21 protein-coding genes are annotated in these 22,722 nt (G+C 73.6%); 14 read left to right on the top strand and 7 right to left on the bottom strand.

Annotated features, from left to right (window positions below; all coding sequences use genetic code 11):
* The first annotated feature begins 14 nt into the window (after positions 1 to 14).
* A complete protein-coding gene (locus AB0M46_RS16525; RefSeq protein WP_344620860.1) occupies positions 15 to 416 on the top strand; it encodes a MerR family transcriptional regulator in 402 nt (133 codons plus the stop codon).
* 82 nt (positions 417 to 498) lie between these two features.
* Here the strand turns inward: AB0M46_RS16525 and AB0M46_RS16530 are convergent, their stop codons facing one another.
* Positions 499 to 1,140 (bottom strand): NAD(P)H-dependent oxidoreductase, encoded by a 642-nt coding sequence (locus tag AB0M46_RS16530; protein WP_363336706.1) that lies wholly within the window; start codon positions 1,138 to 1,140, stop codon positions 499 to 501.
* Between the two features lie 95 nt (positions 1,141 to 1,235).
* Here AB0M46_RS16530 and AB0M46_RS16535 point away from each other — a divergent pair, with 95 nt between their 5' ends.
* Entirely contained in the window at positions 1,236 to 1,784 is a 549-nt protein-coding gene (locus AB0M46_RS16535) for a MarR family winged helix-turn-helix transcriptional regulator (RefSeq protein WP_363336708.1), read from the top strand.
* 59 nt (positions 1,785 to 1,843) lie between these two features.
* Here AB0M46_RS16535 and AB0M46_RS16540 read toward each other — a convergent pair whose 3' ends face one another.
* The gene (locus AB0M46_RS16540) at positions 1,844 to 2,596 is read right to left on the bottom strand and encodes a helix-turn-helix domain-containing protein (protein ID WP_363336710.1); all 753 of its coding nucleotides are present in this window, start codon (positions 2,594 to 2,596) and stop codon (positions 1,844 to 1,846) included.
* A gap of 77 nt (positions 2,597 to 2,673) precedes the next feature.
* On the opposite strand from AB0M46_RS16540, the gene AB0M46_RS16545 reads away from it, so the two are divergent.
* Both AB0M46_RS16545 and AB0M46_RS16550 read left to right on the top strand, forming a co-directional pair.
* Positions 2,674 to 3,228 (top strand): TIGR03086 family metal-binding protein, encoded by a 555-nt coding sequence (locus AB0M46_RS16545; protein ID WP_363336711.1) that lies wholly within the window; start codon positions 2,674 to 2,676, stop codon positions 3,226 to 3,228.
* Positions 3,229 to 3,257: 29 nt separating this feature from the next.
* Positions 3,258 to 3,986 carry a M23 family metallopeptidase gene (locus AB0M46_RS16550; protein ID WP_363336713.1) on the top strand — a complete coding sequence of 243 codons (729 nt, stop codon included), beginning with the start codon at positions 3,258 to 3,260 and terminating at the stop codon, positions 3,984 to 3,986.
* Positions 3,987 to 3,997: 11 nt separating this feature from the next.
* Here the strand turns inward: AB0M46_RS16550 and AB0M46_RS16555 are convergent, their stop codons facing one another.
* Together AB0M46_RS16555 and pta are read right to left on the bottom strand one after the other, a co-directional pair.
* Entirely contained in the window at positions 3,998 to 4,348 is a 351-nt protein-coding gene (locus AB0M46_RS16555; protein ID WP_363336715.1) for a VOC family protein, read from the bottom strand.
* Positions 4,349 to 4,401: 53 nt separating this feature from the next.
* Positions 4,402 to 6,441 (bottom strand): phosphate acetyltransferase, encoded by a 2,040-nt coding sequence (pta, locus tag AB0M46_RS16560; protein WP_363336717.1) that lies wholly within the window; start codon positions 6,439 to 6,441, stop codon positions 4,402 to 4,404.
* A gap of 18 nt (positions 6,442 to 6,459) precedes the next feature.
* Between pta and AB0M46_RS16565 the strand changes: the two genes are divergently transcribed.
* A complete protein-coding gene (locus AB0M46_RS16565; protein WP_363336718.1) occupies positions 6,460 to 7,566 on the top strand; it encodes an acetate kinase in 1,107 nt (368 codons plus the stop codon).
* Here the strand turns inward: AB0M46_RS16565 and AB0M46_RS16570 are convergent.
* Positions 7,552 to 10,038, bottom strand: a complete 2,487-nt coding sequence (locus AB0M46_RS16570; protein ID WP_363336720.1) for a tetratricopeptide repeat protein — start codon at positions 10,036 to 10,038, stop codon at positions 7,552 to 7,554. The genes AB0M46_RS16565 and AB0M46_RS16570 overlap by 15 nt on opposite strands.
* Before the next feature lie 119 nt (positions 10,039 to 10,157).
* On the opposite strand from AB0M46_RS16570, the gene AB0M46_RS16575 reads away from it, so the two are divergent.
* The 5 genes from AB0M46_RS16575 to AB0M46_RS16595 all read left to right on the top strand — a co-directional run bounded on the left by AB0M46_RS16575 (position 10,158) and on the right by AB0M46_RS16595 (position 15,197).
* Positions 10,158 to 10,265, top strand: coding sequence for a class III lanthipeptide (locus tag AB0M46_RS16575; protein WP_363336722.1), 108 nt, complete (start codon positions 10,158 to 10,160; stop codon positions 10,263 to 10,265).
* 144 nt (positions 10,266 to 10,409) lie between these two features.
* Positions 10,410 to 10,517 carry a class III lanthipeptide gene (locus AB0M46_RS16580; protein ID WP_363336724.1) on the top strand — a complete coding sequence of 36 codons (108 nt, stop codon included), beginning with the start codon at positions 10,410 to 10,412 and terminating at the stop codon, positions 10,515 to 10,517.
* Positions 10,518 to 10,543: 26 nt separating this feature from the next.
* Positions 10,544 to 10,651: a class III lanthipeptide gene (locus tag AB0M46_RS16585; protein ID WP_363336726.1), complete on the top strand. Its 108-nt coding sequence runs from the start codon at positions 10,544 to 10,546 to the stop codon at positions 10,649 to 10,651.
* A 362-nt stretch (positions 10,652 to 11,013) separates the two neighbouring features.
* Positions 11,014 to 13,668, top strand: coding sequence for a class III lanthionine synthetase LanKC (lanKC, locus tag AB0M46_RS16590; protein ID WP_363336728.1), 2,655 nt, complete (start codon positions 11,014 to 11,016; stop codon positions 13,666 to 13,668).
* Complete coding sequence (locus tag AB0M46_RS16595; protein ID WP_363336730.1) at positions 13,668 to 15,197, top strand: ABC transporter ATP-binding protein; 1,530 nt, start codon at positions 13,668 to 13,670, stop codon at positions 15,195 to 15,197. The genes lanKC and AB0M46_RS16595 overlap by 1 nt, the downstream gene beginning before the upstream one ends.
* A gap of 163 nt (positions 15,198 to 15,360) precedes the next feature.
* Here the strand turns inward: AB0M46_RS16595 and AB0M46_RS16600 are convergent, their stop codons facing one another.
* Positions 15,361 to 16,110 carry an SGNH/GDSL hydrolase family protein gene (locus AB0M46_RS16600; protein WP_363336732.1) on the bottom strand — a complete coding sequence of 250 codons (750 nt, stop codon included), beginning with the start codon at positions 16,108 to 16,110 and terminating at the stop codon, positions 15,361 to 15,363.
* Positions 16,111 to 16,389: 279 nt separating this feature from the next.
* Positions 16,390 to 17,778, bottom strand: a complete 1,389-nt coding sequence (locus tag AB0M46_RS16605) for an aminotransferase class I/II-fold pyridoxal phosphate-dependent enzyme (RefSeq protein WP_363336734.1) — start codon at positions 17,776 to 17,778, stop codon at positions 16,390 to 16,392.
* Positions 17,779 to 17,932: 154 nt separating this feature from the next.
* Between AB0M46_RS16605 and AB0M46_RS16610 the strand changes: the two genes are divergently transcribed.
* Genes AB0M46_RS16610 through AB0M46_RS16625 form a run of 4 tightly spaced genes read left to right on the top strand, consistent with a single transcriptional unit; the run spans position 17,933 to position 22,673 of the window.
* Positions 17,933 to 18,769 carry a nitrilase-related carbon-nitrogen hydrolase gene (locus AB0M46_RS16610; RefSeq protein WP_363336736.1) on the top strand — a complete coding sequence of 279 codons (837 nt, stop codon included), beginning with the start codon at positions 17,933 to 17,935 and terminating at the stop codon, positions 18,767 to 18,769.
* Positions 18,766 to 20,175 (top strand): dihydropyrimidinase, encoded by a 1,410-nt coding sequence (gene hydA, locus AB0M46_RS16615; RefSeq protein WP_363336738.1) that lies wholly within the window; start codon positions 18,766 to 18,768, stop codon positions 20,173 to 20,175. The genes AB0M46_RS16610 and hydA overlap by 4 nt, the downstream gene beginning before the upstream one ends.
* A 13-nt stretch (positions 20,176 to 20,188) precedes the next feature.
* Entirely contained in the window at positions 20,189 to 21,673 is a 1,485-nt protein-coding gene (locus AB0M46_RS16620) for a CoA-acylating methylmalonate-semialdehyde dehydrogenase (protein ID WP_363336740.1), read from the top strand.
* Positions 21,674 to 21,677: 4 nt separating this feature from the next.
* Positions 21,678 to 22,673, top strand: a complete 996-nt coding sequence (locus AB0M46_RS16625) for a TIGR03842 family LLM class F420-dependent oxidoreductase (RefSeq protein ID WP_363336742.1) — start codon at positions 21,678 to 21,680, stop codon at positions 22,671 to 22,673.
* The last annotated feature ends 49 nt before the right edge of the window (positions 22,674 to 22,722 follow it).

Here is a 22,722-nt window from a genome sequence, read left to right on the forward strand (position 1 = left end):
TGTAGGGTTGGATCGTGTCAAGACTGCTGCGGATCGGGGAGCTCGCCAGCCAGGCCGGCGTGTCGACCCGCACCGTCGACTTCTACACCGGGCTCGGCCTCATTGAGTCCGCGCAACGCACGGCGGGCAACTTCCGGCTGTATGACGCCTCGTGCGTCGAGCGCATCGCCGCCATCAAGGTCCTGGAGGCCAACGGCGTGAGCCTGGCCGACATGGCCGAGGCGCTGGAGCGCGGCGTCGGCGACCTGCCGGGCCAGCTGAGCCAGGTCCAGGGCGACCTGGAGACGCTGCGCGAGGCCGCCCTGCACGCCGGGCCGGCCGCCCACCAGCTGCTGCTGGCCCTGACCGCGCGGCTGCAGTCGCTCATCCACACCGCGATCGAGCTGACCAACAACCTGCCCCCACTGGGCGGCTGACGGAACACGTGCGGCCGGCGGACAGGCCACGACATCGCGCGATGCCGCGACCTGTCCGCGTGCTGGCGCGCGCCGCGGGCGATCAGGCGCGGACCAGCTCGGCGATCCGGCGCCCGTGCGTCGCGGCGTGCTCGTGCCCGGCCTTGAGCAGGTCGGCCGCGAGGCCGCGCAGCGGGGCCATGGCGGGGTTCACGTCGGCGAGGGTCAGCTCCGCCTCCGCCACGTGCACGTCCAGGTGCAGCACCTCGCCGAGAATCCGGCGCAGGTACGGCCCGTTGTAGTCCCAGCCCTCCTTCGGGGCGCCCGGGCCGTAGCCGCCGCCGCGGCTCAGGGTCAGCACGGCCGGGCGGCCGGCGAGGGGGCGGTCGCCGGCGCCGCCGAAGCGGGGGTTGAGCGACACCAGGTCGATCCAGGTCTTCACGTGGGCGGGGACGCCCCAGTTGTACAGCGGGATCGCGAAGATGTACGCGTCGGCCTCCAGCAGCTCGGCCGACAGCTGTTCGACCAGCTCCTGGGCGTCCGGTGCGGGCGGGGCCGCCGGGTCGAACTGTGCCTGGACGGCGCGCGCCCACACGTTGGCCGGCAGCGGCTCCAGGCCCAGCTCGCGGCGGGTCACCACGGCGTCGTGGTGCTCGGCGAGCCAGGCCTGCTCGGCGGTGTCGGCCAGGGCTCGGCTGACCGATCCGGCGACCCGGATGCTCGCGTCGAGACGGAAGAGATGCATCGGTGGTACCTCCACGAAGTGCCAGTGGCTACGCAGAAAGTCTGCGCCACAGAACATCTTGTGGCAAGAGTGAGTGAGCCGTTTATCATTGCTCCATGACGCAGGCGCCGCAGAGCCCGGCTCACTCCCATGTCGAGCTCCAGTCGGATCTCGGCTGGGCACTGGGCGTGCTGCTGCGCGCATACGCGAAGGGCGCCCAGTCCGTCATCGCCGACGTGCCGGGCGGGCCGCGTGGCTACCAGGTGCTGACCTCCGCGGTCGACGGCTGCGCCGCCACCCAGCTGGCCCTGGCCAACAAGCTGGGCATCGACCGGACCGTCATGACGTATCTGCTCGACGACCTCGAGAAGGCCGGCGTGATCGAGCGCCAGCCCGACCCCGCCGACCGCCGCGCCCGGCGGATCGTCGCCACCGAGGCCGGGCGGGCCACCCTGTGCGAGTTGCAGCGCAAGCTCCGCCACGTCGAGGACCGGGTGCTCGGTGCCCTGCCGGAGGACGAGCGCGCCCAGTTCCGCGCGCTGCTGCGCAGCGTCGCCGTGAGCATCGACGCCCACGACCCGCTGGACGATCCCTGCGGCGCCATCGAGGCCCTGGCCGTGCAGGACGAGCCCGTCCGCCGCAGGGGCAGGAACAAGGCTCAGTAGCGGCCCGCGCAGAGCGCCATCGAAGATGAGCCGGTCCGCCGGAGGAGCGGGAACAAGGCTCAGTAACGGGCCGCGTAGGCCGTCGGGGACTCGCCGAACATCGTGGTGAAGTCGCGGACCAGATGGGCCTGGTCGGCGTAGCCCAGGTCGGCGGCCAGCCCGGCCCAGTCGATCGGCGCCCGCGCCGCCATCCGCTGCGTGACCTCGTGCAGCCGGTACCGGCGCAGCACCCACTTCGGGCCCACGCCCACGTGGTCGGCGAAGAGCCGCTGCAGGCGCCGGGTGGGCACGCCGTAGCGCCGCGTGAGGTGCTCGACCCGCAGCAGCCCGGGGCTGGCGGCGATGTCGGCCATCCACGACGCCACCTCGTCGCCGGCCGGATCGGGCGGCGACGGGCAGGCCCGCAGGAAGTCCTCGAAGGCGGCCGCCGTCGACAGCTCCACGGCCGGGAGGGCGTCGCCGAACACCTCGGCGGCCGGAACCGCCCGGTCGGTGACGGAGTCGACCGGCGCGCCCAGGAACCGGCGGAAGATCCCGGGCCGGAAGGTCACGCCGAACACCGACCCGAGCCCGGACAGCGTGCGCCGGACCCGCCCGCGGGCGACCCCGCGCACCATGGGCGTGCCCTCACCGAACGTGAGCTGCACGCTCGGGAACGGCACGATGAGCTGCACGTAGTCGGGCTGGCCGCGCAGGTCCCAGCGGGCCCACCAGTACCGCGCGACGACCTGCGCCACGTCCGGCGCGGGCGGGGCGAAGCCGTGACTCTGGAAGTCGGCCCAGGTCCCAGCCAGTTCACGGGCGTCGCGCATCGCCGCCCATCATGCCACCGGGGGAGTGTCGCGTTTGTTCAAGACGCACGGCGTACCGCTGCGGGATCTTCGAAGGCATGGCGAATCACGTGTTGGTGCAAGAGGCGGCACTCGGGATGCTGGCGGTGGTGGACCGGATCGGGCCCGGCGACCCGGCTGCCCCGACCCCGTGCGGGGGCTGGGACGTCGCCGGCCTCCGCGCGCACCTGCTGGAGTGGGGCCCGCCGCTGGAGGGCGCGGCCCGCAAGGAGAGCGTGGCCCCCGGTGCGACCGGCGTGTCGCTGCGCGAGCAGGTCGAGCGGCTGGCCGAGGCGTGGGGCAAGCCGGACGCCTGGGCCGGCACCACCCGCATGGGCACCGTCGAGCTGCCGGCAGACCTCGTCGGCGGCATGGTCCTCGGCGAGTTCGTGCTGCACGGCTGGGACCTGGCCCGCGCGCTCGGCGTGCCCGTGACGTGGGGCGACGAGGTCCTGCGCCAGGTGTACGCCGAGATCGCCCGCAGCGCCGATCAGGGCCGAGCGATGGGGGTGTACGGCGCCGAGGTCCCCGTGCCGCGCGACGCCCCGCTGCTGGCTCGCTGCCTGGGCCTGAGCGGCCGCGACCCGGACTGGACGCCGCCGGCCGCCCCCTGACTGGCACCCGTGGCGTAGGGTGGCGGGCGATGTCTGCGCTGCGTGTGAGTCTCGCCGGGGTGGCCCTGCTGGTCGGCCTCGCCGCGGCCGGCTGCGGCGGCGACCCCGCGCCCGCCACCCAGGCCCCGGCCGCCCAGGAGTCGCAGGGCCGCCAGGTGCCGGACGCGTCCTCGTCCTCGGGCAGCGCCGCCGCCGGGCTCGCGCCGTCGGGCGCCGCGAGCGCGGTCCGGGGCGGCACGACCAAGCACGCGTTCCCGCTGCAGGGCAAGGGGTCGTATTCCCACGACCACCACGACTACCCGGCCACCGACATCATCGCGAACTGCGGGCTCAACGCCCTCTCGCCGGTCAACGGCACCGTGCTCGAGGTCGCCCGGGTCGACACCTGGACGGCGAGGGCCAACGAGGGGTCCTCCCGCGGCGGCCTGTCCGTGTCGATCCTCGGCGACGACGGGGCGCGGTACTACATGTCGCACTTCGCCTCGATCAACAACGGCATCGAGGCGGGCGCCCGGGTGGAGGCCGGCCAGCCGGTGGCCAAGGTCGGGCGGACCGGCGACGCCAGCGCCTGCCACATCCACTTCGGTCTGTCGCCCGTATGCCAGAAGACCGGCGACTGGTGGACCCGGCGCGGGGTGATCTGGCCGTGGGCGTACCTCGACGCGTGGAAGGCCGGCACGGAGAAGTCGCCGGTGGCCGAGCTCAACGCCTGGGAGCAGCAGCACGGCTGCCCCGCGAAGGCGAGCGTCGACCCGTAGCGGCACCCGGCTCAGGGGTGCTCCAGGCAGAACGGGTGCCCGGCCGGGTCGCTGTAGACGCGGAAGCCGGCCTCCTTCGCCGACAGCAGCTGGGCACCCATGCGCAGCACCTTCGCCTCGGCGGCGTCGATGTCGTCGACCCAGATGTCCAGGTGGACCTGCTGCGGGTAGTTGGGGTCCGGCCACTGCGGCGGAATGTGGTTCGGGGCCAGCTGGAAGCTGATTCGGCTCGCCCCGTCGCCGATGTCGATCCAGTCGCCGTCGACCTTCGTGATCGGCAGCTCCAGCAGCTCGGAGTAGAACCGGGCCAGAGCGTGCGGGTCGGGCGTGTCGAGCACGACGGAAGAGAGTCTCGCAGTCATGCCTCCATCCTGCCCTGCGTGCGGGCGGCCCGCTCGGCAGCGCGAGCCGGCCGTTACGCCTTCTGCGCCTGGATGGCGGTGATGGCGACCGTGTTGACGATGTCCTTCACCGTGGCGCCCCGGGACAGGTCGTTCACCGGCTTGTTCAGGCCCTGCATGACCGGGCCGACGGCCACGGCGCCGGCCGAGCGCTGCACCGCCTTGTAGGTGTTGTTGCCCGTGTTGAGGTCGGGGAACACGAACACCGTCGCCTGGCCGGCCACCGCGCTGCCGGGCAGCTTCGTGGCCGCCACGGCGGGGTCGATCGCCGCGTCGTACTGGATCGGGCCCTCCACCGGCAGGTCGGGGCGGCGCTCGCGCACGAGGGCGGTCGCCTCCGCCACCTTCGTCACGTCGGCCCCGGAGCCGGAGGTGCCGGTGGAGTACGACAGCATCGCCACCCGCGGCGTGACGCCGAAGCGGGCCGCGGTGTCGGCGGAGGAGATCGCGATGTCGGCCAGCTGCTCCGCGTCCGGGTCCGGGTTGACCGCGCAGTCGCCGTAGACCAGCACCCGGTCGGGCAGCAGCATGAAGAACACGCTGGAGGCCACGCTCAGCCCCGGGACGGTCTTGATGATCTCGAACGCCGGGCGGATGGTTGCCGCGGTGGTGTGGGTGGCGCCGGAGACCATGCCGTCGGCGTGGCCCAGCTGCACCATGAGCGTGCCGAAGTACGACACGTCGGTGACCACGTCGCGGGCCAGGTCCAGCGTTACGCCCTTGTGCGCGCGCACGTCGCGGTAGGTGGCGGCGAACTCCTCGCGCAGCGGGTCGCGCACCGGGTCGACCAGCCGGGCCGCGCTCACGTCCAGGGCCAGGTCGCGGGCCCGGGACCGGATCGTGTCCGGGTCGCCGAGCAGGGTCAGGTCGGCCACCCCGCGGCGCAGCAGGATGTCGGCGGCCCGCAGGATCCGCTCCTCGGTGCCCTCGGGCAGCACCAGGTGGCGGCGCTGCGCCCGGGCGCGGTCGATGAGGTCGTACTCGAACATGAGCGGCGTCACCCGCGCGGGCGCGCTCAGCTCCAGCGCGCCGGCCAGCCCGTCGGTGTCCACATAGGACTCGAAGGCGCCCAGCGCGGCCTCCACCTTGCGCGGGTTGGCCGGGCCGAGCCGGTGCTCCATGCGGGTCGAGGTGGCGATCGTGCCGTAGGAGGCGGTCGGCACCGACAGCACGGCCAGGCCCGGGTTGAGCCGCTCGAAGAGGGCCAGGGCGGTCGGGTCGGGGGTGATGCCCAGCGTGAGGACGATCCCGGCCAGCGGCACCAGGCCCGAGGCGTGCGCGGCGCCGGCCGCGACCAGCAGGTCGGCCCGGTCGCCGGGGGTGATGAGCAGGCACTCCGGGGTCAGGTGCGACAGCAGCGCCGGCACCTGGGCGGCGCCCACGACGTAGTCGAGCACGTCGCGGCCCAGCGCCGCGTCCGGGTCGCCCCGCCCGGCGGTGACCACGCTCGCGCCCAGCTGCGCGGCGACCTCGGCGACCGTGGGCGCGCCGATCGTCGGCACCTCCGGGATCACGTAGCAGGGGACGGGCAGCTGCGGTGGGGCCACGACCTCCGGGGTGCGGTTGAGGATCACCGCGGCGACGGTGGCGTCAAGGTCGGCGAGCGCGTGGTATGCCTGGCGGGCGGCCGACTCCAGGGTGTGCGGGCCCGTGCCGGAGCCGTTGACGACGGCCACCACGACCGCGCCGAACTCGTTGGCCAGCCGCACGTTGAACGCCAGGTCGTCGTCGATGTCGGTGCCGATGACCACGACCGCGTCGTGGCGGTGTGCCAGGGGGCGGAACTGCTCGACGATCCGGCCGACCAGCTCCTCGGCCCGCCCCTCGGCCAGCATCGCGGCGGCCTCGGCGTGGGTGACCCCGTGCAGTTGTTCGTCGGCGATGCCGTACCGCTGGCGCAGTAACTCCAGGAGAACATCCGGCGTCGCGGGGTTGACCGGCCGGAAGACCCCGATGCCGGGCACCTTGCGGGACAGCAGCTCGGCCAGGCCCAGGGCCACCGCCGACTTGCCGGAGTCCGGACCGAGCTCGAGCAGGTACACGATGCGCGCCACAGGGTTAGTCTGCCTTGCATGATCCTCGTGCTCAACAGCGGCTCCTCGTCGGTGAAGTACCGTGTCGTGGACCTCGCCGACCCGGCGGCCGGGCAGCGCGGCCTGATCGAGCGCATCGGCGAGCCCGGCGGCGTCCCCGACCACAAGGCGGCGCTCGACCGGGTGCTCGACGGGCTCGGCGACGCCCCGATCGAGGCCGTCGGGCATCGCATCGTGCACGGCGGCGCGCGCTTCGAGCGGCCCGCGCTCATCAACGACGAGGTGCTGGGGGCGCTGCGCGAGCTGGTGCCGCTCGCCCCGCTGCACAACCCGGGCGGGATCATCGGCATCGAGGCGGCCCGCGAGAAGCTGCCGGACGTGCCGCACGTCGCCGTGTTCGACACCGCCTTCCACGCGACCATCCCGCCGGCCGCCGCGACCTACGCCATCGACCGGGAGCTTGCCTCGAAGTACGACATCCGGCGCTTCGGCTTCCACGGCACCTCGTGCGGCTACGTCGCCGGGCGCGCCGCCGCGCTGCTGGAGCGGGAGCCGGCCGAGCTCAACCTCATCGTGCTGCACCTGGGCAACGGGGCCAGCGCGACGGCGGTGCGGGGCGGGCGCAGCGTCGACACGTCCATGGGCCTGACCCCGCTGGAGGGCCTCGTGATGGGCACCCGCTCGGGCGACCTCGACCCGGCCATCGGCTCCTACCTGAACCGGGTCGCCGGCATGGACTTCGCCGCGGTCGACGACGCGCTGCAGCGCCACGCCGGCCTGCTCGGCCTGGCCGGGGTCAACGACATGCGCAGCGTGCTGGAGCGCCGCGCCGCCGGCGACGAGGCCGCGGCGCTGGCCTTCGACGTGTACTGCCACCGCATCCGCAAGTACGTCGGCGCCTACCACGCCGTGCTGGGCCGCCTCGACGCGATCGTGTTCACCGCCGGGGTCGGCGAGCACGCCCCCGCCGTGCGGGCCGCCGCGCTCGAGGGCCTGGACGGGTGGGGGATCGTGGTCGACGAGGCCCGCAACGCCGCCAACGCGCGCATCATCAGCCCCGACGGCGCGAAGGTCGCGGTGTGCGTGGTGCCGACCGACGAGGAGTACGCGATCGCCGAGCAGACCGCCGACCTAATCCGGGGCTGAGATCCGGGCGCTGACCCGGTCCGCCTCCGGCATCTCCAGGTCGCGGTAGAGCCGCAGCGCCTGCTGCAGATGGGCGCGGGCCAGTGCCGGGTCGGGGTCGTGGCCGGCCAGCCCGAGGTGGGCCCGGGCCTGCTGCTCCCGGGCCCCGATGTCGACGGCGACCGCGTGCGCGGCGGCGTGGCAGGCCAGCGCCCCGGCCGGGTCGCCGGCGGCGGTCGCGGCCTCGCCCAGCCCGTTGAGCGCGCTGGCCTCACCGCCGCGCTCGCCGGCCGCCCGGAAGATGGCCAGCGCCCGCTGGTGGTGGGTGGCGGGCCGGCCCAGCCGGGTGTCCAGCGCGCCGAGGTTGTCCAGCGCCCACGCCTCGCCGACCTCGTTGCCCAGCGTGCGGTACAGCTCCAGAGCCTCCCGCAGGTGCCCGGCGGCCGCCGCGTGCCGGCCGGTGCGCAGCTCGGCCTCGCCGAGGCCGTTGAGCGCCCACGCCTCCCCGGTGCGGTCGCCGGCGCCGCGGAAGATGTCCAGGGCCTGCCGCAGGTGCTCGATCGCCGGGCCGTGCCGGCCCAGCCGGCCCTCCGCGTCGCCGAGGTTGACCAGGGCGTTCGCCTCGCCGGTGCGGTGCCCGCCCCGGCCGAAGAGCTCCGCGGCCCGCGCGTGGCGCCCGGCGGCCGAGCGGTTGCGGCCCTGCCGGGCCTCCACCACGCCGAGGTTGATCAGGGCGCGGGCCTCGCCGTCGAGGTCGCCGGCGGCGCGGAACAGCCGCAGCGCCTCGCCCAGCCGCTCGGCCGCCTCGCCGGGCCGGCCCAGCTGCAGGTGCGTGATGCCGACGCTGATCAGGGCGTGCGCCTCGGCGACCCGGTCGGCCCCGCCGCGGGCCGCGTCCAGGGCGTGCGCGTGCACGGTGAGGGCGTCGCCGGGGTGGGCGGCGCCGAGGTACCGGAACAGGATCCCCGACAGCCGGGTGGCGTGCCGCGGCCAGCCGTGCGCGGCCGCGTGGGCGGCGACGGCGACGAGGACCGGCCGCTCCGTGTCGAGCCACCGGCGGGCCGCGGCGGGCTCGGCCGTGCGCGGGTAGCGGGGCGTCTCCACCGGGTAGAGCGCGTCCATCGCCGCGGACGCCCCGGCCAGGTACCCGTCGAACAGCCGGGTCAGCGCGGCCCGCCGCTGTGCCGGCGGGTCCTCGTCGGCGGCCCGGTCGGCCGCGTAGGCGCGGACCAGGTCGTGCAGCGTGTACCGGCCGGCGGGCCCGCGCTGCAGCAGGTTGTCGCGGCACAGCTGGGCCAGGTGGGCCTGCGCGGCGGGGCGGCTCACGCCGGCCAGCGCCGCCGCGGCGTGCGCGTCGAAGTCCTGCCCGGGGTGCAGGGCCACGAGCCGCAGCATCCGCTGCCGGGCCGGGGTCGCCCGCCGGTACGACAGGTCCAGGGCCAGCTCCACGCCCCGGTCGAGCCGCCCGCCCCTGTGCCGCTCGTCGAGCCGGGCGGCGTGGTCGGTGAGCGTCCAGCCGGGCCGGGCCCGGATGTGCGCGGCGAGCAGCCCCAGCGCGAGCGGCAGCCCGCCGCAGCTGTCGGCGATCCGGCCCGCGGCGCCCGGGTCGGCCCCCGCGGCGACGTGCGGCACGGCCCGGGTCAGCAGCGCGACCGCCTCGTCCCGGCTGAACCCGTCGAGGTCCACGTGCTCGGTGGCCGGCAGGTCGGCCAGGCTGCGCCGGCCGGTGACCAGGACCGTGCAGCCGGGCGCGTCCGGCAGCAGCGGGCGGACCTGCCCGGCGTCGGCCGCGTCGTCGAGCACGACGAGGGTCCGGGTGCCCGCCAGCCGCTCCCGCCAGGCCGCGGCCCGGGCCTGCAGGTCGTGCGGGATCTGCTGGCCGGCCGCGCCGAGCAGGCGCAGGAAGCCGTCGAGGACGGCGGCGGGATCGGCCGGCGGCTGGGCCGGGTCGGGGTGGTGGCCCCGCAGATTGACGAAGAGCACGCCGGTGTACGGCGACGAGCCGTGCAGCAGGTGCGCTGCCCGCACGGCGAGCTGGGTCTTGCCCACGCCCGGCATGCCGGTGATCACGACGGTCCCGCCGCACCCGGCGGCGGCCCGGATGCGGCGCAGCTGCGCGTCGCGGCCGACGAACCCGTCCGGGTCCGGCGGCAGTGCGGCGGAGACCCGCACCTGGGCGCCCGCCCGCGTCTCGCCGGTGACGACCCGCAGCGCCTGGTGCCACTGGGCGACGTAGCCGGGGTCGGGCAGCAGCGCGGTCACGACCGCGACGACGAGGTCGGGGTTGAGCCGGCGCCGCCCGGTGCGGAAGCAGTCGGCCACCGTGGTCTTGCCGGTCAGCTCGGCGGCGGGCCGGCCGGCCGCGGTCCACGCGGCGTTGATGCGCTCCTTGACGGTGTCGTAGGACGGGTCCCCGGCCCAGACCTTGAGCCTGCGCAGCCGGTCGATGAGGTCGTCGAGCGTCCGGGCCGTCCCGGGGTCGGGCAATGTCACCCATCAACCGTTAGCAAACGGCGTGCGTCAATGCCAGCGCGTTCGGGATCGTTCGGGATTCGTCCCCGGCCGGCCGTTGCCGGGTGAGGCTGGAGCCGGATCGGGAGGGGGTGACACGGATGAGCGTTCTGAAGCTGCAAGCCATGCAGCAGCGCGTCGCGGACAACAGCCAGCGCGGCAACTCCACGACCAGTTCCACCAGCAACTGTTGCATCAACGCGAACTAGCGAGGGAGTGATCGGGACATGAGCGTGCTCAAGCTGCAGGCCCTGCCCCAGCGCGTGGTGGCGAACACCAGCATGCGCGAGAACAGCTGCAGCAGCAGCACCAGCAGCTGCTGCAACAGCCGGAACTAAGGAAGGAATCCGACCATGAGCGTTCTGAAGCTGCAATCCCTGCCGCAGCGCGTCGCCGACAACAGCATGCGTGGTAACAGCTGCAGCAGCAGCACCAGCAACTGCTGCACCAACGTGAACTAGTCGCAAACCGGAGGAAGGAACCCGTCATGAGCGTCCTGAAACTGCAGGCCATGCAGCAGCGCGTCGCGGACAACAGCCAGCGCGGCAACTCCACGACCAGCTCCACCAGCAACTGCTGCCACAACTCGAACTAGCCGCCGCCCGGACGTGGGGGCGCGGCGCCCGGTGCGGCGCGGCGCCCCCGCGCTCCGCGGAAAAACTCGCTCCGCGGAAAAACTCGTTCCGCGGAAAAACTCGCTCTTCGGAAAGGAGGTGAGACCTTTGAGCGTCCTGAAGTTGCAGACCCTCGCGCAGCGCGTGAAGGACCTGGGCCGGGCCACCCCGCACAGCGCGTGCAGCAGCCTGTCCAATTGCTGCGCCGATCCGAACTAGGACTATTTCCCCCCTTCCCCGCCGGAGGGGAGGTGCAGCGCTGGCGCGCCGGTGATGTCGGCACGCGCAGCACGATGTTCGGCAGCAGCCAACGACAGTCGTCTTTCTGACATGAGGTGATGTGGTGCGCGAGGAACGCTGGGTGAACCGTTTCTTCTACGCCTGGAACGACACCCTTTTCTACGACCCGCTCGAGGTCGCCTACCGCCCTCGCCGCGACCACTTCCTCACCGGCCTGGACGAGCAGGTCCGGGCACGGTTCGAGCGGGCCGGCATCTGGTGGAGCCACCGGCACGACCCGGACCTGCCCGCCCAGGGCTGGAAGATCCACGTGTCGGCCACCCGGCACAACGTCCACGACGTCGCCACCCGGGTGCTGACCTACCTCGCCGGGCGGGACATCGACTGCAAGGTCGCGCTCGACCTCAACATCTTCGAGATGCTCAACTCCAAGGGCATGCACCGCGGCAGCAGCGGCAAGCTCATCACCGTCTACCCGCACGACGAGGACGAGTTCCGCTCCTGCGTGGCCGGCCTGGCCGAGCTGCTCGGCGACGCCGAGGGCGCGTACATCCTGTCGGACGTGCGCTACCGCGCCCACAAGGCGCTGTACTTCCGCTACGGGCAGTTCCTCGACACGCACACGATCGACGCGCTCGGCCGCAAGGTGCCGCACATCGTCGGGCCGGACGGCCGCGTCCCGGACGAGCGGCGCGCCGGGTTCGCCGTGCCGTGGGACCTGCCGTGGCCCTTCGCCGACTGGAAGCCCGACGAGGACGAGAGCGGCCCGGACCTGCTCGGCGGGCGGTTCCGGGTGGTGGAGGCGATCCAGTTCTCCAACAGCGGCGGCGTGTACGTCGCCGAGGACACCGCCGACAACGACCGGGTCGTGGTGGTCAAGGAGGCCCGTCCGCACACCAACCCCAACCCGCGCTACGACCACGACGCCGTCGACATCCTGCGGCACGAGTGGTCGTTCCTGCGCCGGCTGGAGGGCACCGGCCACTTCCCGGCCGCCATCGCGGAGTTCACCCAGTGGGAGCACCACTTCTTCGCCATGGAGCACGTCGAGGCGGCCGACATCCGCGAGCTGCTGTTCGAGCACAACCCGCTGGTCCACCCGGCCGTCGAGGCCGAGGCGGCCACCGGGTTCCTGCGCGTCTACCTCGCCATCTTCGACAGCTTCACCCGCGCGATCCGGGCCGCGCACCAGCGGGGCGTGATCCTCGGCGACCTCAACGCCACGAACCTGCTGGTGGACCCCGAGACGTTCCACGTGACGATCATCGACCTCGAGAGCTGCCGCCTCGTCGGCGCGGCGGACGGCGGGGACGCCATGCTCGGCACGGTCGAGCTGTTCACGCCCGGCTTCAGCCACTCGCGGCGGGCCGACGGGGCACCGGAGCTGGCCGGGGACCTCTACAGCCTCGCGGCGATCATGGCGTACCTCATCTTCCCCATCGCCGCCATGTCGTTCCTGCGCGACGACGTCTTCGAGCTGTTCCGCCGCTACGTCGACCGCCTCGGCTGGCCGCCCCGCCTGCACGGGCTGCTGCTGGACCTGGCCGAGGCCCGCGTCACCCTCGACGAGGTGCTCGCGAGCCTGGAGTCGCTGCGCGGGGCCACCGCCGCGCCGAACCCGCCCCGCCCGCTCGACGCCGAGGGCGAGGCCGGTCTGGCCGCCGCGCGCGACGGGGTGGCCGCGTTCGTCACCGCCGTCGCCGACCCCGAGCGCGCCACGCTCTTCCCCGCCGACCCGTTCGCGCACGTCACCAACCCGCTCAGCCTCGGGCTCGGGGCCGCCGGCGTGCTGTGGGCGCTGCAGGAGAGCGGCGTCGAGGTCCGCCCGCAGTGGCGGGACTGGCTGCGCGAGCGCATCGAGGGCCTCGACCCGGCCGAGTACCCGCCCGGGCTGATGACGGGCCTCGCCGGCATCGCCTGGGCCGCCGACGGCCTCGGGCTGCGCGAGCAGGCCCGGGACCTGCTGCGGCGGGCCGAGCCGGGGGAGGACTACACGTTCTACTACGGCCTGTCGGGCATCGGCACGACCCGGCTGCGCTTCTACCTCCGGCAGCGGCGCGAGGCCGACCTCGCCGCGGCCCGGGCCTGCGCGGACGCGCTGCACGACACCGTGGAGCGCGACGGGGAGCTGGCCTTCTGGCGCAACGGGTACGCCGTCGACGGGCCGCTCACCGGGCTCGGCTTCGGCCAGGCCGGCGCCGCGCTGTTCCTGCTGCGCATGCACCAGGTCACCGGCGAGGACACGCACCTGCGCCTCGGCCGGCGGGCCCTGGCGTGGGAGATGGCCAACGCCCGGCCGTGGGGCGACGCGCTCACCTTCGAGCACGAGGGGACCCTGTTCCCGTACGTCGAGGTCGGCTCCGCCGGCGTCGCCCAGGTGCTGCTGCGCTACGGCGACGAGGAGGCGGCCCGCACCGTGCTGCGCGGCCTCGACATCGACTGCTCCGCGCTGCCCGGCTACGCGTTCGGCATGAGCGGCATCGCCGACGCCCTGCTCGACGCCCATGCGTTCCTCGGCGACCCGTCGTACCGGGCCATCGCCCTGCGGCAGCTGGACTACGTGCGCAAGGTCTTCCTGTTCACCCCGCCCGCACGGTTCGGGCTCCCGGCCGGCGGGATCGCGCCGCTGGCCGTGCCCGGCGAGGGGCTGCTGCGCTGCAGCTGCGACCTCATGACCGGCTCGGCCGGCGTCCTGCGCGTCCTGCACCGCGCCACCACGGGCGGCCCCGCCGACTTCCTGCTGGACGAGGCCGCCTGATGGGGGAGCTCTGGCGCACCGTCGACGGCCACCGGCTGCAGGTCGCCGGGATCGTCGGAGCCGAGGCCGCCGTCGGCGCGGTCGAGGCCGGGGTGCACCCGCTGCTGCTCAAGGCGCTGTTCGACGTGGCCGTCGTGGCCCGCGACCCGGGCCGGTTCGCGCTGCTCGGCGCCGGGTACCTCGCGCTGGGCGTGGTCATCAACCTCGCCACCTACGCCGCCGGCCTCTGGCGCCGGCGCTTCGAGCGCGGCTTCGCGCAGGGCCTGGAGGGCGAGCTGCTGCAGCGGGCCCTCGCGGGCGACGCCCGGCAGGTGCCCGCCGACGGCTCCTACGTCAGCCGCATCCACAACGACGTCACCGAGGGCCTGCTGCCGGCGATGGAGACCGCGGTGCGCATCGCCCGGCAGGCGGCCACCTCGGCGGTGCTCACCGGCGTGCTGGTGTACCTGTCGTGGCAGGCGAGCCTGGTGCTGCTGGTGGTCTTCCCGCCGCTGGTGCTGCTGAGCAACCGCCTGGCCCGGCGCATCGAGGACAACACCGGCCCCGAGCGGGAGGCCGAGGCCCGTTACCTTGACGTGCTGACCCGCACCCTGACCGCGTTCCGGGCGCTGCACGGCCTGCCCGGCCTGCGCCCGCCGAGCCGGGCCGTCAACGCCGAGGCCCTCGCCGGGCTGCTCGGCATCACGTACACCAACCACCGCCTCCGCCTGCAGCAGCGCACCCTCAGCGACCTGATCATGAACCTGTCCGACACGGCGTCGCTCATCGTCGGGGCGTTCTTCGTCTTCGCCGGGCGGATGTCCTTCGGCGGCTTCCTCGCCTTCGTCAACTCGCTGTGGCGGGCCGTGGAGGGCATCGTCGGCGTCATCAACCTCATCCCGCAGCTGCGGCGCAGCGCCGCCGTGCTGCGCCGGATCAACGCCCTGCGCGGCTCGTCCGCGGCGGCGTACCACGAGCCCGCCGCCCTGGTCGCGGTCCACGGGGTGCGGGTGTCCTACGGCCCGCAGACGACCGTCGCCGTGGCCGACTTCGTGCTGCACCCGGGCGAGCACGTGCTGCTGCGCGGCCCGAACGGCTGCGGCAAGACCACGCTGCTGCAGGTCGTGGCCGGCATGCTCGCCCCCGACGCCGGCACCGTCGCGCTGCCGCCGCGGGTGGCCTGCCTGACCGCCCCGGTCGACCTGCCGCCGCTGCCGGTGGGCCGCCTGGTGCCGGACCCGGCCCTGCGCCTCGCGCTGCACCTGGACGACCTCGCCGGCCAGCTGCCGGCACAGCTGTCCTCGGGGCAGCGGCAGCGGGCCGGGATCGGCGCCCTGCTGAGCGAGGACGCCGACGTGTACCTGGCCGACGAGCCCTTCGCCAACCTCGACGCCGCCGGCCGGACCCGCGTGCTGTCGGAGTTGGAGTCCCGCACCCGCGGCCGGGGCCTGGTCGTCGTGCACCACGGCGACGCGGACCTCGACGGGCGCGTGGACCGGGTGGTCAACCTGGAGCCCGTCGCGCGCACCGCGGAACCCGTGCGCTCCTGACACCGGCGGCCGTGACAGCAGCCGGTCGTCCAGGAGCCCCCGCTCCCGCGCCGTCGGGCTACCGGGCCGGGACGACGTCCGCGCACCGCCGACCACCCCGCGGCCGGCGCTGGCCCTGGGCGGCACCGCCGGCGCACCGGCGCTATACCCCGCGGGCGGCCGATCAGATCGGCGCGGCGGTCCAGTCGGCGTACTTTGCGGCCCGGCCGTCCCCCGAGGACGTCCCCCGCAGCCGGCGCCCGATCCAGGGCAGCACGTGCTGCCGGTAGTACCGCGCCTCCGCCAGCACCCCCCGCGCCCGATCCACGGCCGCGTCCAGCCGGTGATCCTCGGCCGGCAGCCCGAGCCCGCCGAGCACCAGCCCCGCCACCCGCCGATGCCCGTCGGCGTTGAGGTGCAGCCGGTCCGCCGACCAGTACCCCGCCCGGCGCAGCTCAACGTCGTTGAAGCAGTCCACGAAGAGCACCCCGTGGCGCAGCGTCATCTCCCGGACCAGCTCGGTCAGCGCCCCCGCCCGCTGCCGCACCACCCGCCCGAGCGGCATGTGGTCGGACGGGTCGGCGCCGCTGAGCACGACCAGCCGCACCCCGGCCGCCTCGCAGCGCACCACGGCGCCCTCGATCAGCTCGGCCAGGCGGGGCAGGTCGGTGCCGCGGCGCATGGTGTCGTTGCCGCCGCCGTTGAGCGAGATCAGGGTCGGCGCCGGGGACATCGCCAGGGCGGTGTCCAGCTGGGCGGTGACGATCGGCTCCAGCAGGCGGCCGCGGATGGCCAGGTTGGCGTACCGCACGTCGTCCCCGTTCGCCGCCGCCAGACCCGCCGCGACCAGGTCGGCCCAGCCGCGCGGGGTGCCGTCGGGGCGCTCGTCGCCCATGCCCTCGGTGAAGCTGTCACCGATCGCCACGTAACGCATGCCCACTCCCGTCCCCGTGCCCGATCCCTCATGCTGCCGCGTCGGCCCCCCGCGCGGCCAGAGCCCTCGCGTGGTTGTCACGGCCGTCACGCATCAACCGGACCGGCTACTCCGGGCCTTATGGCCCCTCCCGCCGGGAGAGGTGTGCACTCCAGTGTGGACTGTCCATGCAGGATGGTCCGGCGCCCTTCAACAGCAGCCAGGCCGCGAACACCCTGACCCGCCGGCCCGGCCAACCGTGGCCACAGCGGGGCGGCCGGCCCGGATGGAGGGCGCCGGTCAGCGCCAGCCGCGCGGGTGATTGGCGGTTCTCGGGCCGCTCACTCTCGTCGGGGTGCCCGCGGCCTCGGCGAAGATGTCGGCCAGCGCCTCGAAGTCGTCGCGGATCAGGCCGGCGGTGATGCGGACGTGGTCCGAGTCGCCGTGGCGCACCTCGAAGGGGGCACCCGGGGCCACGGCTATGCCGTGCGCGGCCAGGGTCAGCATGGCCACCTGCTGGTTGGCGACGGCCATCCAGACGTTGATGCCGTCGGCGCCGGTGGCGGTTACGCCCCGTGCGTCCAGGGCGTCGAGCAGGGTGGCCCGGCGGGACGCGTACTCGTCTCTGGCGTGGGCTACCTGCCGTACCGTCGCCGGGTCTGTCAGGAGATCGACCAGGACGGCCTGCAGCAGGCGGCTCGACCAGCCGGGGCCGAGCAGGCGGCGGTCGGCCACCGCCGTGATCACGCTCGCGGGGCCGCCGATCGCGGCCAGGCGCAGGTCGGGGCCGTGGCTCTTGGAGAAGCTCAGCACGTGGACCGTGCGGCCCGGCAGGCGCCGGCCCAGGCTGACCGGCGGGGCGGTGGCGATGCCGCCGGCGTGGTCGTCCTCGATGACGGTGACGCCCGGGTGCTTGGCCAGGATGCGGGCCAGCTTGTCGGCCCGGGCCTGGGTCATGCTCGCGCCGGTCGGGTTGTGGGCGCGCGGCTGCAGGTAGAGCGCGACCGGGTCGCAGCTCGCGAGCGCGGCGCTCAGGGCTTCGGGGCGCAGGCCGTGCTCGTCGATCGGCACGCCGACGACCGTGGCGCCGACCGTCTCCAGCAGGTCCAGCGTGGGCGGGAAGGCCGGGTCCTCGACCAGCACGTGGTCGCCGAAGCGGACCACCACGCCGGTGACGCGGTCCAGGGCGTCCAGGGCGCCGTCGACGACGGTCAGCTCCTCCGGGGGGTAGGGCCAGCGCTCGCGCAACACCTCCTCGAGGCGGGGCAGGACGGCGCCGTCGAGGTAGGAGGTGGTGAGGCGGGCGTCGCCGATGCGCTGCAGGGCCTCGGTCAGGCTCGGCAGGAGGTCGTAGTCGGGCACGCCGGTGGAGTAGTCGCGCAGCAGGCCGGCCCGCAGCTCGCTGACTCTGCCGCCGAGTTGGGCGTAACGCAGGCGCTGGCGGGGTACGGTCGGGCCGGCGACGAAGGTGCCGGAGCGGCCGCGGGTCTGGATGGCGCCGGCGCGGGCCAGGCTGCGCCACGCCTCGCTCACCGTCGTCGGGCTGATGCCGAGCTCGCGGGCGACGTCGCGGACGGTCGGCAGGCGGGTGCCGGCCGGCAGCGTTCCCGCGGTCACCAGGCGGCTGACGGCCGCGGCGATGCCACGGGCGGAGCGGTCGTCGACCGCACCGGCGATGAGGGCGAGCAAATTACATCTCCGAAACATTCTGTAACGACGGGACCATTGTCCGCCTAGATTTGTGTCGTTAGTGTCCTACGGCATCCGACCCGGCGACAAGGTCGAGATCCGGTTGGGACGAACCCCGCAACGGCCAATGTGGACCGACCAGAGAGGGGCAGCCATGACGATCATCCGCGCCGCCGTCGTCCAGACCAACTGGACGGGCGACAAGGAGTCGATGATCAAGGCGCACGAGGACTACGCCCGGCAGGCCGCCGCCCAGGGCACCCGGGTGATCTGCTTCCAGGAGCTGTTCTACGGCCCGTACTTCTGCCAGGTACAGGACTCCGCGTACTACGAGTACGCCGAGTCGATCCCCGGCCCGACCACCGAGCGCTTCCAGGCCCTCGCCGCCGAGCTCGGCATGGTGATGATCCTGCCGATGTACGAGCAGGAGCAGCCGGGCGTGCTGTACAACACCGCCGCCGTGGTGGACGCGGACGGCACGTACCTCGGCAAGTACCGCAAGAACCACATCCCCCAGGTGAAAGGCTTCTGGGAGAAGTTCTACTTCCGCCCCGGCAACCTCGGCTATCCCGTCTTCGACACCGCCGTCGGCAGGATCGGCGTCTACATCTGCTACGACCGCCACTTCCCCGAGGGCTGGCGGGCGCTGGGCCTGGGCGGCGCCCAGATCGTGTTCAACCCGTCGGCCACCAGCCGGGGCCTGTCCGCGTACCTCTGGCAGCTGGAACAGCCGGCCAGCGCGGTGGCCAACGAGTACTTCATCGGCGCCATCAACCGCACCGGCATCGAGCCGCTGGGCGACAACGACTTCTACGGCACCAGTTACTTCGTCGACCCGGAGGGCAAGTTCGTCGGCGAGGTCGGCGACGCGCACAACCCGGAGCTCATCGTCCGCGACCTCGACATGGACCTGCTCGCCGCGGTCCGCGACCGCTGGCAGTTCTACCGCGACCGCCGTCCCGACGCCTACGGGGAGCTGGTGCGGCCGTGACCGCGTTGCTCATCAGGGGCGGGACGGTGGTCGGGCCGCAGGGCGCGATCCCGGGTGATGTCCTCGTCGTCGGCGAGAAGATCTCCGCCGTGTTCATGCCCGGCGACGGGCCGCGGGAGGGCGACTTCGAGGTCCTCGACGCCACCGGGAAGTACGTCATCCCCGGCGCCGTGGACGCGCACACGCACATGGAGATGCCGTTCGGCGGCACCAAGGCCTCCGACACCTTCGACACCGGCACCCGCGCCGCGGCCTTCGGCGGCACCACGACCATCATCGACTTCGCGATCCAGCGCTACGGCGAGGTGGTCCAGGACGGCCTCGCCGCCTGGCACGCCAAGACCGAGGGCGAGTGCCACATCGACTACGCCTTCCACATGATCCTCGGCGGCGTCGGCGACGACTCGCTCAAGGCGATGGACCAGCTCGTCGCGAACGAGGGGATCACCAGCTTCAAGCTGTTCATGGCCTACCCCGGCGTCTTCTACAGCGACGACGGGCAGATCCTGCGCGCGATGCAGAAGGCCCGCGACAACGGCGCCATGATCATGATGCACGCGGAGAACGGGCCCGCCATCGACGTGCTCGTCAAGCAGGCGATCGAGCGCGGCGAGACCGACCCGATCCACCACGGCATCACCCGCCCCGAGGCCCTGGAGGCCGAGGCGACCAGCCGGGCGATCTGGCTGGCCAGCGTGGCCGCGGACTGCCCGCTCTACATCGTGCACCTCTCCGCCTCCAAGGCCCTGGAGCAGGTCGCCGCCGCCCGGGACCTCGGCCGCAACGTCTTCGCTGAGACCTGCCCGCAGTACCTGTACCTCACCCTGGAGGAGCAGCTCGGCGCGCCCGGCTTCGAGGGTGCGAAGTGGGTCTGCTCGACGCCGCTGCGCAGCGGCAAGGAGCGCCACCGCGCCGACCTGTGGCGGGGCCTTCGCAGCAACGACCTGTCCGTCGTCTCCACCGACCACTGCCCCTTCTGCTTCAAGGACCAGAAGGAGATGGGCATCGGCGACTTCTCGAAGATCCCCAACGGCATCGGCGGCGTCGAGCACCGCGTCGACCTGCTCTACCAGGGCGTCGTCGACGGCAAGCTGTCGCTGGCCCGGTGGGTCGAGACGATCGCCACCACCCCGGCGCGCATGTTCGGCCTGTTCCCGCGCAAGGGCGTCATCGCGCCCGGCTCCGACGCCGACATCGTGCTCTACGACCCCGCGGCCCGCACTCGCATCGGCGTCGAGACGCACCACATGAACATGGACTACTCGGCCTGGGAGGGCTTCGAGGTCGCCGGCAAGGTCGACACCGTCATCTCCCGCGGCGCTGTGATCGTGTCCGGCGACACCTACCACGGCACCAAAGGCCACGGACGGTTCGTCCGCCGCGGACTGTCGGACTATCTCCTCTAGGGGTTGCACAGATATGCGAGAGATCAAGCACTGGCTCGACGGGCAGGCCGTGTCCGGCACCAGCGGCCGGCAGCTGCCGGTCTGGGACCCGGCCACCGGCGAGCAGCAGGCCTACGTCGTCGCGGCCACCGCCGCCGAGACCGACGCCGCCGTCGCGAGCGCCCTGGCCGCCTACCCGGCCTGGCGGGCCGCGTCGCTGTCGCGCCGGGCCGAGGTCATGTTCCGCTTCCGCGAGCTCGTCGACGCCAACCGCAAGGAGATCGCGTCGCTGGTCAGCGCCGAGCACGGCAAGACCGTGGCCGACGCCGGCGGGGAACTGGCCCGCGGGCTGGAGAACATCGAGTTCGCCACCGGCGCGCCGCACCTGCTCAAGGGCGGCTACAGCGAGCAGGCCTCCACCGGCGTGGACGTGTACTCCATCCGCCAGCCGCTCGGCGTCGTCGCCGGCATCACGCCGTTCAACTTCCCCGCCATGGTGCCGATGTGGATGTTCTGCAACGCGCTCGTGTGCGGCAACACGTTCGTGCTCAAGCCCAGCGAGAAGGACCCGTCGGTCTCGCTGCTGCTGGCCGACCTGCTGCGCCAGGCCGGGCTGCCCGACGGCGCGTTCAACGTCGTGCAGGGCGATCGGGAGGCCGTCGAGCGGCTCATCGGGCACCCCGACGTGCAGGCGCTGAGCTTCGTCGGGTCCACGCCCATCGCCAGGGCGGTCTACGAGGCCGGCACCCGCGCCGGCAAGCGCGTCCAGGCGCTCGGGGGAGCGAAGAACCACATGGTGGTACTGCCGGACGCCGACGTCGACGCGGCCGCCGACGCCGCCGTTTCCGCCGGCTACGGCTCGGCGGGGGAGCGGTGCATGGCCGTCTCCGTCGTCGTCGCGGTCGGCGCGGTCGCCGACCCGCTGGTCGCCGCCATCTCCGAGCGGATCGGCCGGATCGCGGTCGGCCCGGCCACCGACCCGGCCGCCGAGATGGGCCCGCTCATCACCCGCGAGCACCGCGACCGGGTGGCCGGCTACCTTGCCGACCCGGGCACCGCCGAGGTGGTCGTCGACGGCCGGGAGGCGCCCGTCAGCCAGGGGCCCGGGTTCTTCCTCGGCGCCTCGCTGGTCGACAGGGTCAGCACCGGCTCGCCGCTGTACACCGACGAGATCTTCGGCCCGGTGCTCGCCGTCGTGCGGGCCGAGACCTACGACGAGGCCGTCAGGCTCGTCAACGACAACGAGTACGGCAACGGCACCGCCATCTTCACCCGCGACGGCGGGGCGGCCCGGCAGTTCCAGTACGACGTCGTCTGCGGCATGGTCGGCGTCAACGTGCCCGTGCCCGTCCCGGTCGCCTACTACAGCTTCGGCGGCTGGAAGTCCTCGCTCTTCGGCGACCTGCACATGTACGGCCCCGAGGGCATCCAGTTCTACACCCGCAGCAAGGTCGTCACCTCGCGCTGGCCCGACCCGGCCACGTCCGAGGTCGACCTCGGCTTCCCGAAGGTGCGGTGACGGGATGGACATAGGGGTGGTGCTGCAGTGCGATCCGCCCGCCATGGGCGTGGTCGAGCTGGCCAAGCGGGCCGAGGCGGCCGGCTTCAGCCACGTGTGGACGTTCGACTCGCACGTGCTGTGGCAGGAGCCGTTCGTCATCTACTCCAAGATCCTCGCCGACACCGAGCGGGTCGTCGTCGGGCCGATGGTGACCAACCCCGGCACCCGGGACTGGACGGTCACCGCGTCGCTGTTCGCCACCCTCAACGAGATGTACGGCAACCGCACCGTCTGCGGCATCGGCCGGGGCGACTCGGCGGTGCGCGTGCTAGGCTCCCGCCCGACCACGCTGGCCGAACTGCGCGAGTGCGTGCAGGTCATCCGGGAGCTCGGCAACGGCCGCGCGGTGCGCCTGCACGACCGGAACCTGCGCTTCGCCTGGGCGCCCGGCAGCCGGCTCGAGGTGTGGGTGGCCGCCTACGGGCCCAAGGCGCTCGCGCTGACCGGCGAGATCGGCGACGGGTACATCCTGCAGCTGGCCGACCCGGACATCGCCGCCTGGATGATCACGGCGGTCCGCTCGGCGGCGCAGCAGGCCGGACGCGACCCGGACGGCATCAAGTTCTGCGTCGCCGCCCCGGCCTACGTCGGCGACGACCTGGCCCACCAGCGCGAGCAGACCCGGTGGTTCGGCGGCATGGTCGGCAACCACGTCGCCGACATCGTGGCCCGCTACGGCACCGGCGGGGCCGTGCCCACCGTGCTCACCGACTACATCAAGGGCCGCAAGGGCTACGACTACGCCGCGCACGGCCGGGCCGGCAGCACCCACACCGACTTCGTCCCCGACGAGGTCGTCGACCGGTTCTGCATCCTCGGCCCGGTGCGGGCGCACCTCGAGCGCCTCGCCGAGCTCAAGGACCTCGGCGTGGACCAGTTCGCCCTGTACCTGCAGCACGACGCGAAGGAGTCCACGCTCGCCGCCTACGGCAAGCACATCATCCCGGCCGTCTCATGAGCAGCCCGCTCAGCGCCTAGTTCCGGCAAGCGCGGCCGCCGGGGCCTTC

The sequence above is a fragment of the Dactylosporangium sp. NPDC051485 genome, assembly GCF_040682015.1.
Lineage (GTDB): Bacteria > Actinomycetota > Actinomycetes > Mycobacteriales > Micromonosporaceae > Dactylosporangium.

Excerpts from the sequence above, each read along its gene's own strand:
- AB0M46_RS16530 (WP_363336706.1), bottom strand. The coding sequence starts at position 1,140 with ATGCATCTCTTCCGTCTCGACGCGAGCATCCGGGTCGCCGGATCGGTC.
- AB0M46_RS16535 (WP_363336708.1), top strand. The coding sequence starts at position 1,236 with ATGACGCAGGCGCCGCAGAGCCCGGCTCACTCCCATGTCGAGCTCCAG.
- AB0M46_RS16540 (WP_363336710.1), bottom strand. The coding sequence starts at position 2,596 with ATGCGCGACGCCCGTGAACTGGCTGGGACCTGGGCCGACTTCCAGAGT.
- AB0M46_RS16545 (WP_363336711.1), top strand. The coding sequence starts at position 2,674 with ATGGCGAATCACGTGTTGGTGCAAGAGGCGGCACTCGGGATGCTGGCG.
- AB0M46_RS16550 (WP_363336713.1), top strand. The coding sequence starts at position 3,258 with ATGTCTGCGCTGCGTGTGAGTCTCGCCGGGGTGGCCCTGCTGGTCGGC.
- AB0M46_RS16555 (WP_363336715.1), bottom strand. The coding sequence starts at position 4,348 with ATGACTGCGAGACTCTCTTCCGTCGTGCTCGACACGCCCGACCCGCAC.
- AB0M46_RS16565 (WP_363336718.1), top strand. The coding sequence starts at position 6,460 with ATGATCCTCGTGCTCAACAGCGGCTCCTCGTCGGTGAAGTACCGTGTC.
- AB0M46_RS16575 (WP_363336722.1), top strand. The coding sequence starts at position 10,158 with ATGAGCGTTCTGAAGCTGCAAGCCATGCAGCAGCGCGTCGCGGACAAC.
- AB0M46_RS16580 (WP_363336724.1), top strand. The coding sequence starts at position 10,410 with ATGAGCGTTCTGAAGCTGCAATCCCTGCCGCAGCGCGTCGCCGACAAC.
- AB0M46_RS16585 (WP_363336726.1), top strand. The coding sequence starts at position 10,544 with ATGAGCGTCCTGAAACTGCAGGCCATGCAGCAGCGCGTCGCGGACAAC.
- AB0M46_RS16595 (WP_363336730.1), top strand. The coding sequence starts at position 13,668 with ATGGGGGAGCTCTGGCGCACCGTCGACGGCCACCGGCTGCAGGTCGCC.
- AB0M46_RS16600 (WP_363336732.1), bottom strand. The coding sequence starts at position 16,110 with ATGCGTTACGTGGCGATCGGTGACAGCTTCACCGAGGGCATGGGCGAC.
- AB0M46_RS16610 (WP_363336736.1), top strand. The coding sequence starts at position 17,933 with ATGACGATCATCCGCGCCGCCGTCGTCCAGACCAACTGGACGGGCGAC.
- AB0M46_RS16620 (WP_363336740.1), top strand. The coding sequence starts at position 20,189 with ATGCGAGAGATCAAGCACTGGCTCGACGGGCAGGCCGTGTCCGGCACC.
- AB0M46_RS16625 (WP_363336742.1), top strand. The coding sequence starts at position 21,678 with ATGGACATAGGGGTGGTGCTGCAGTGCGATCCGCCCGCCATGGGCGTG.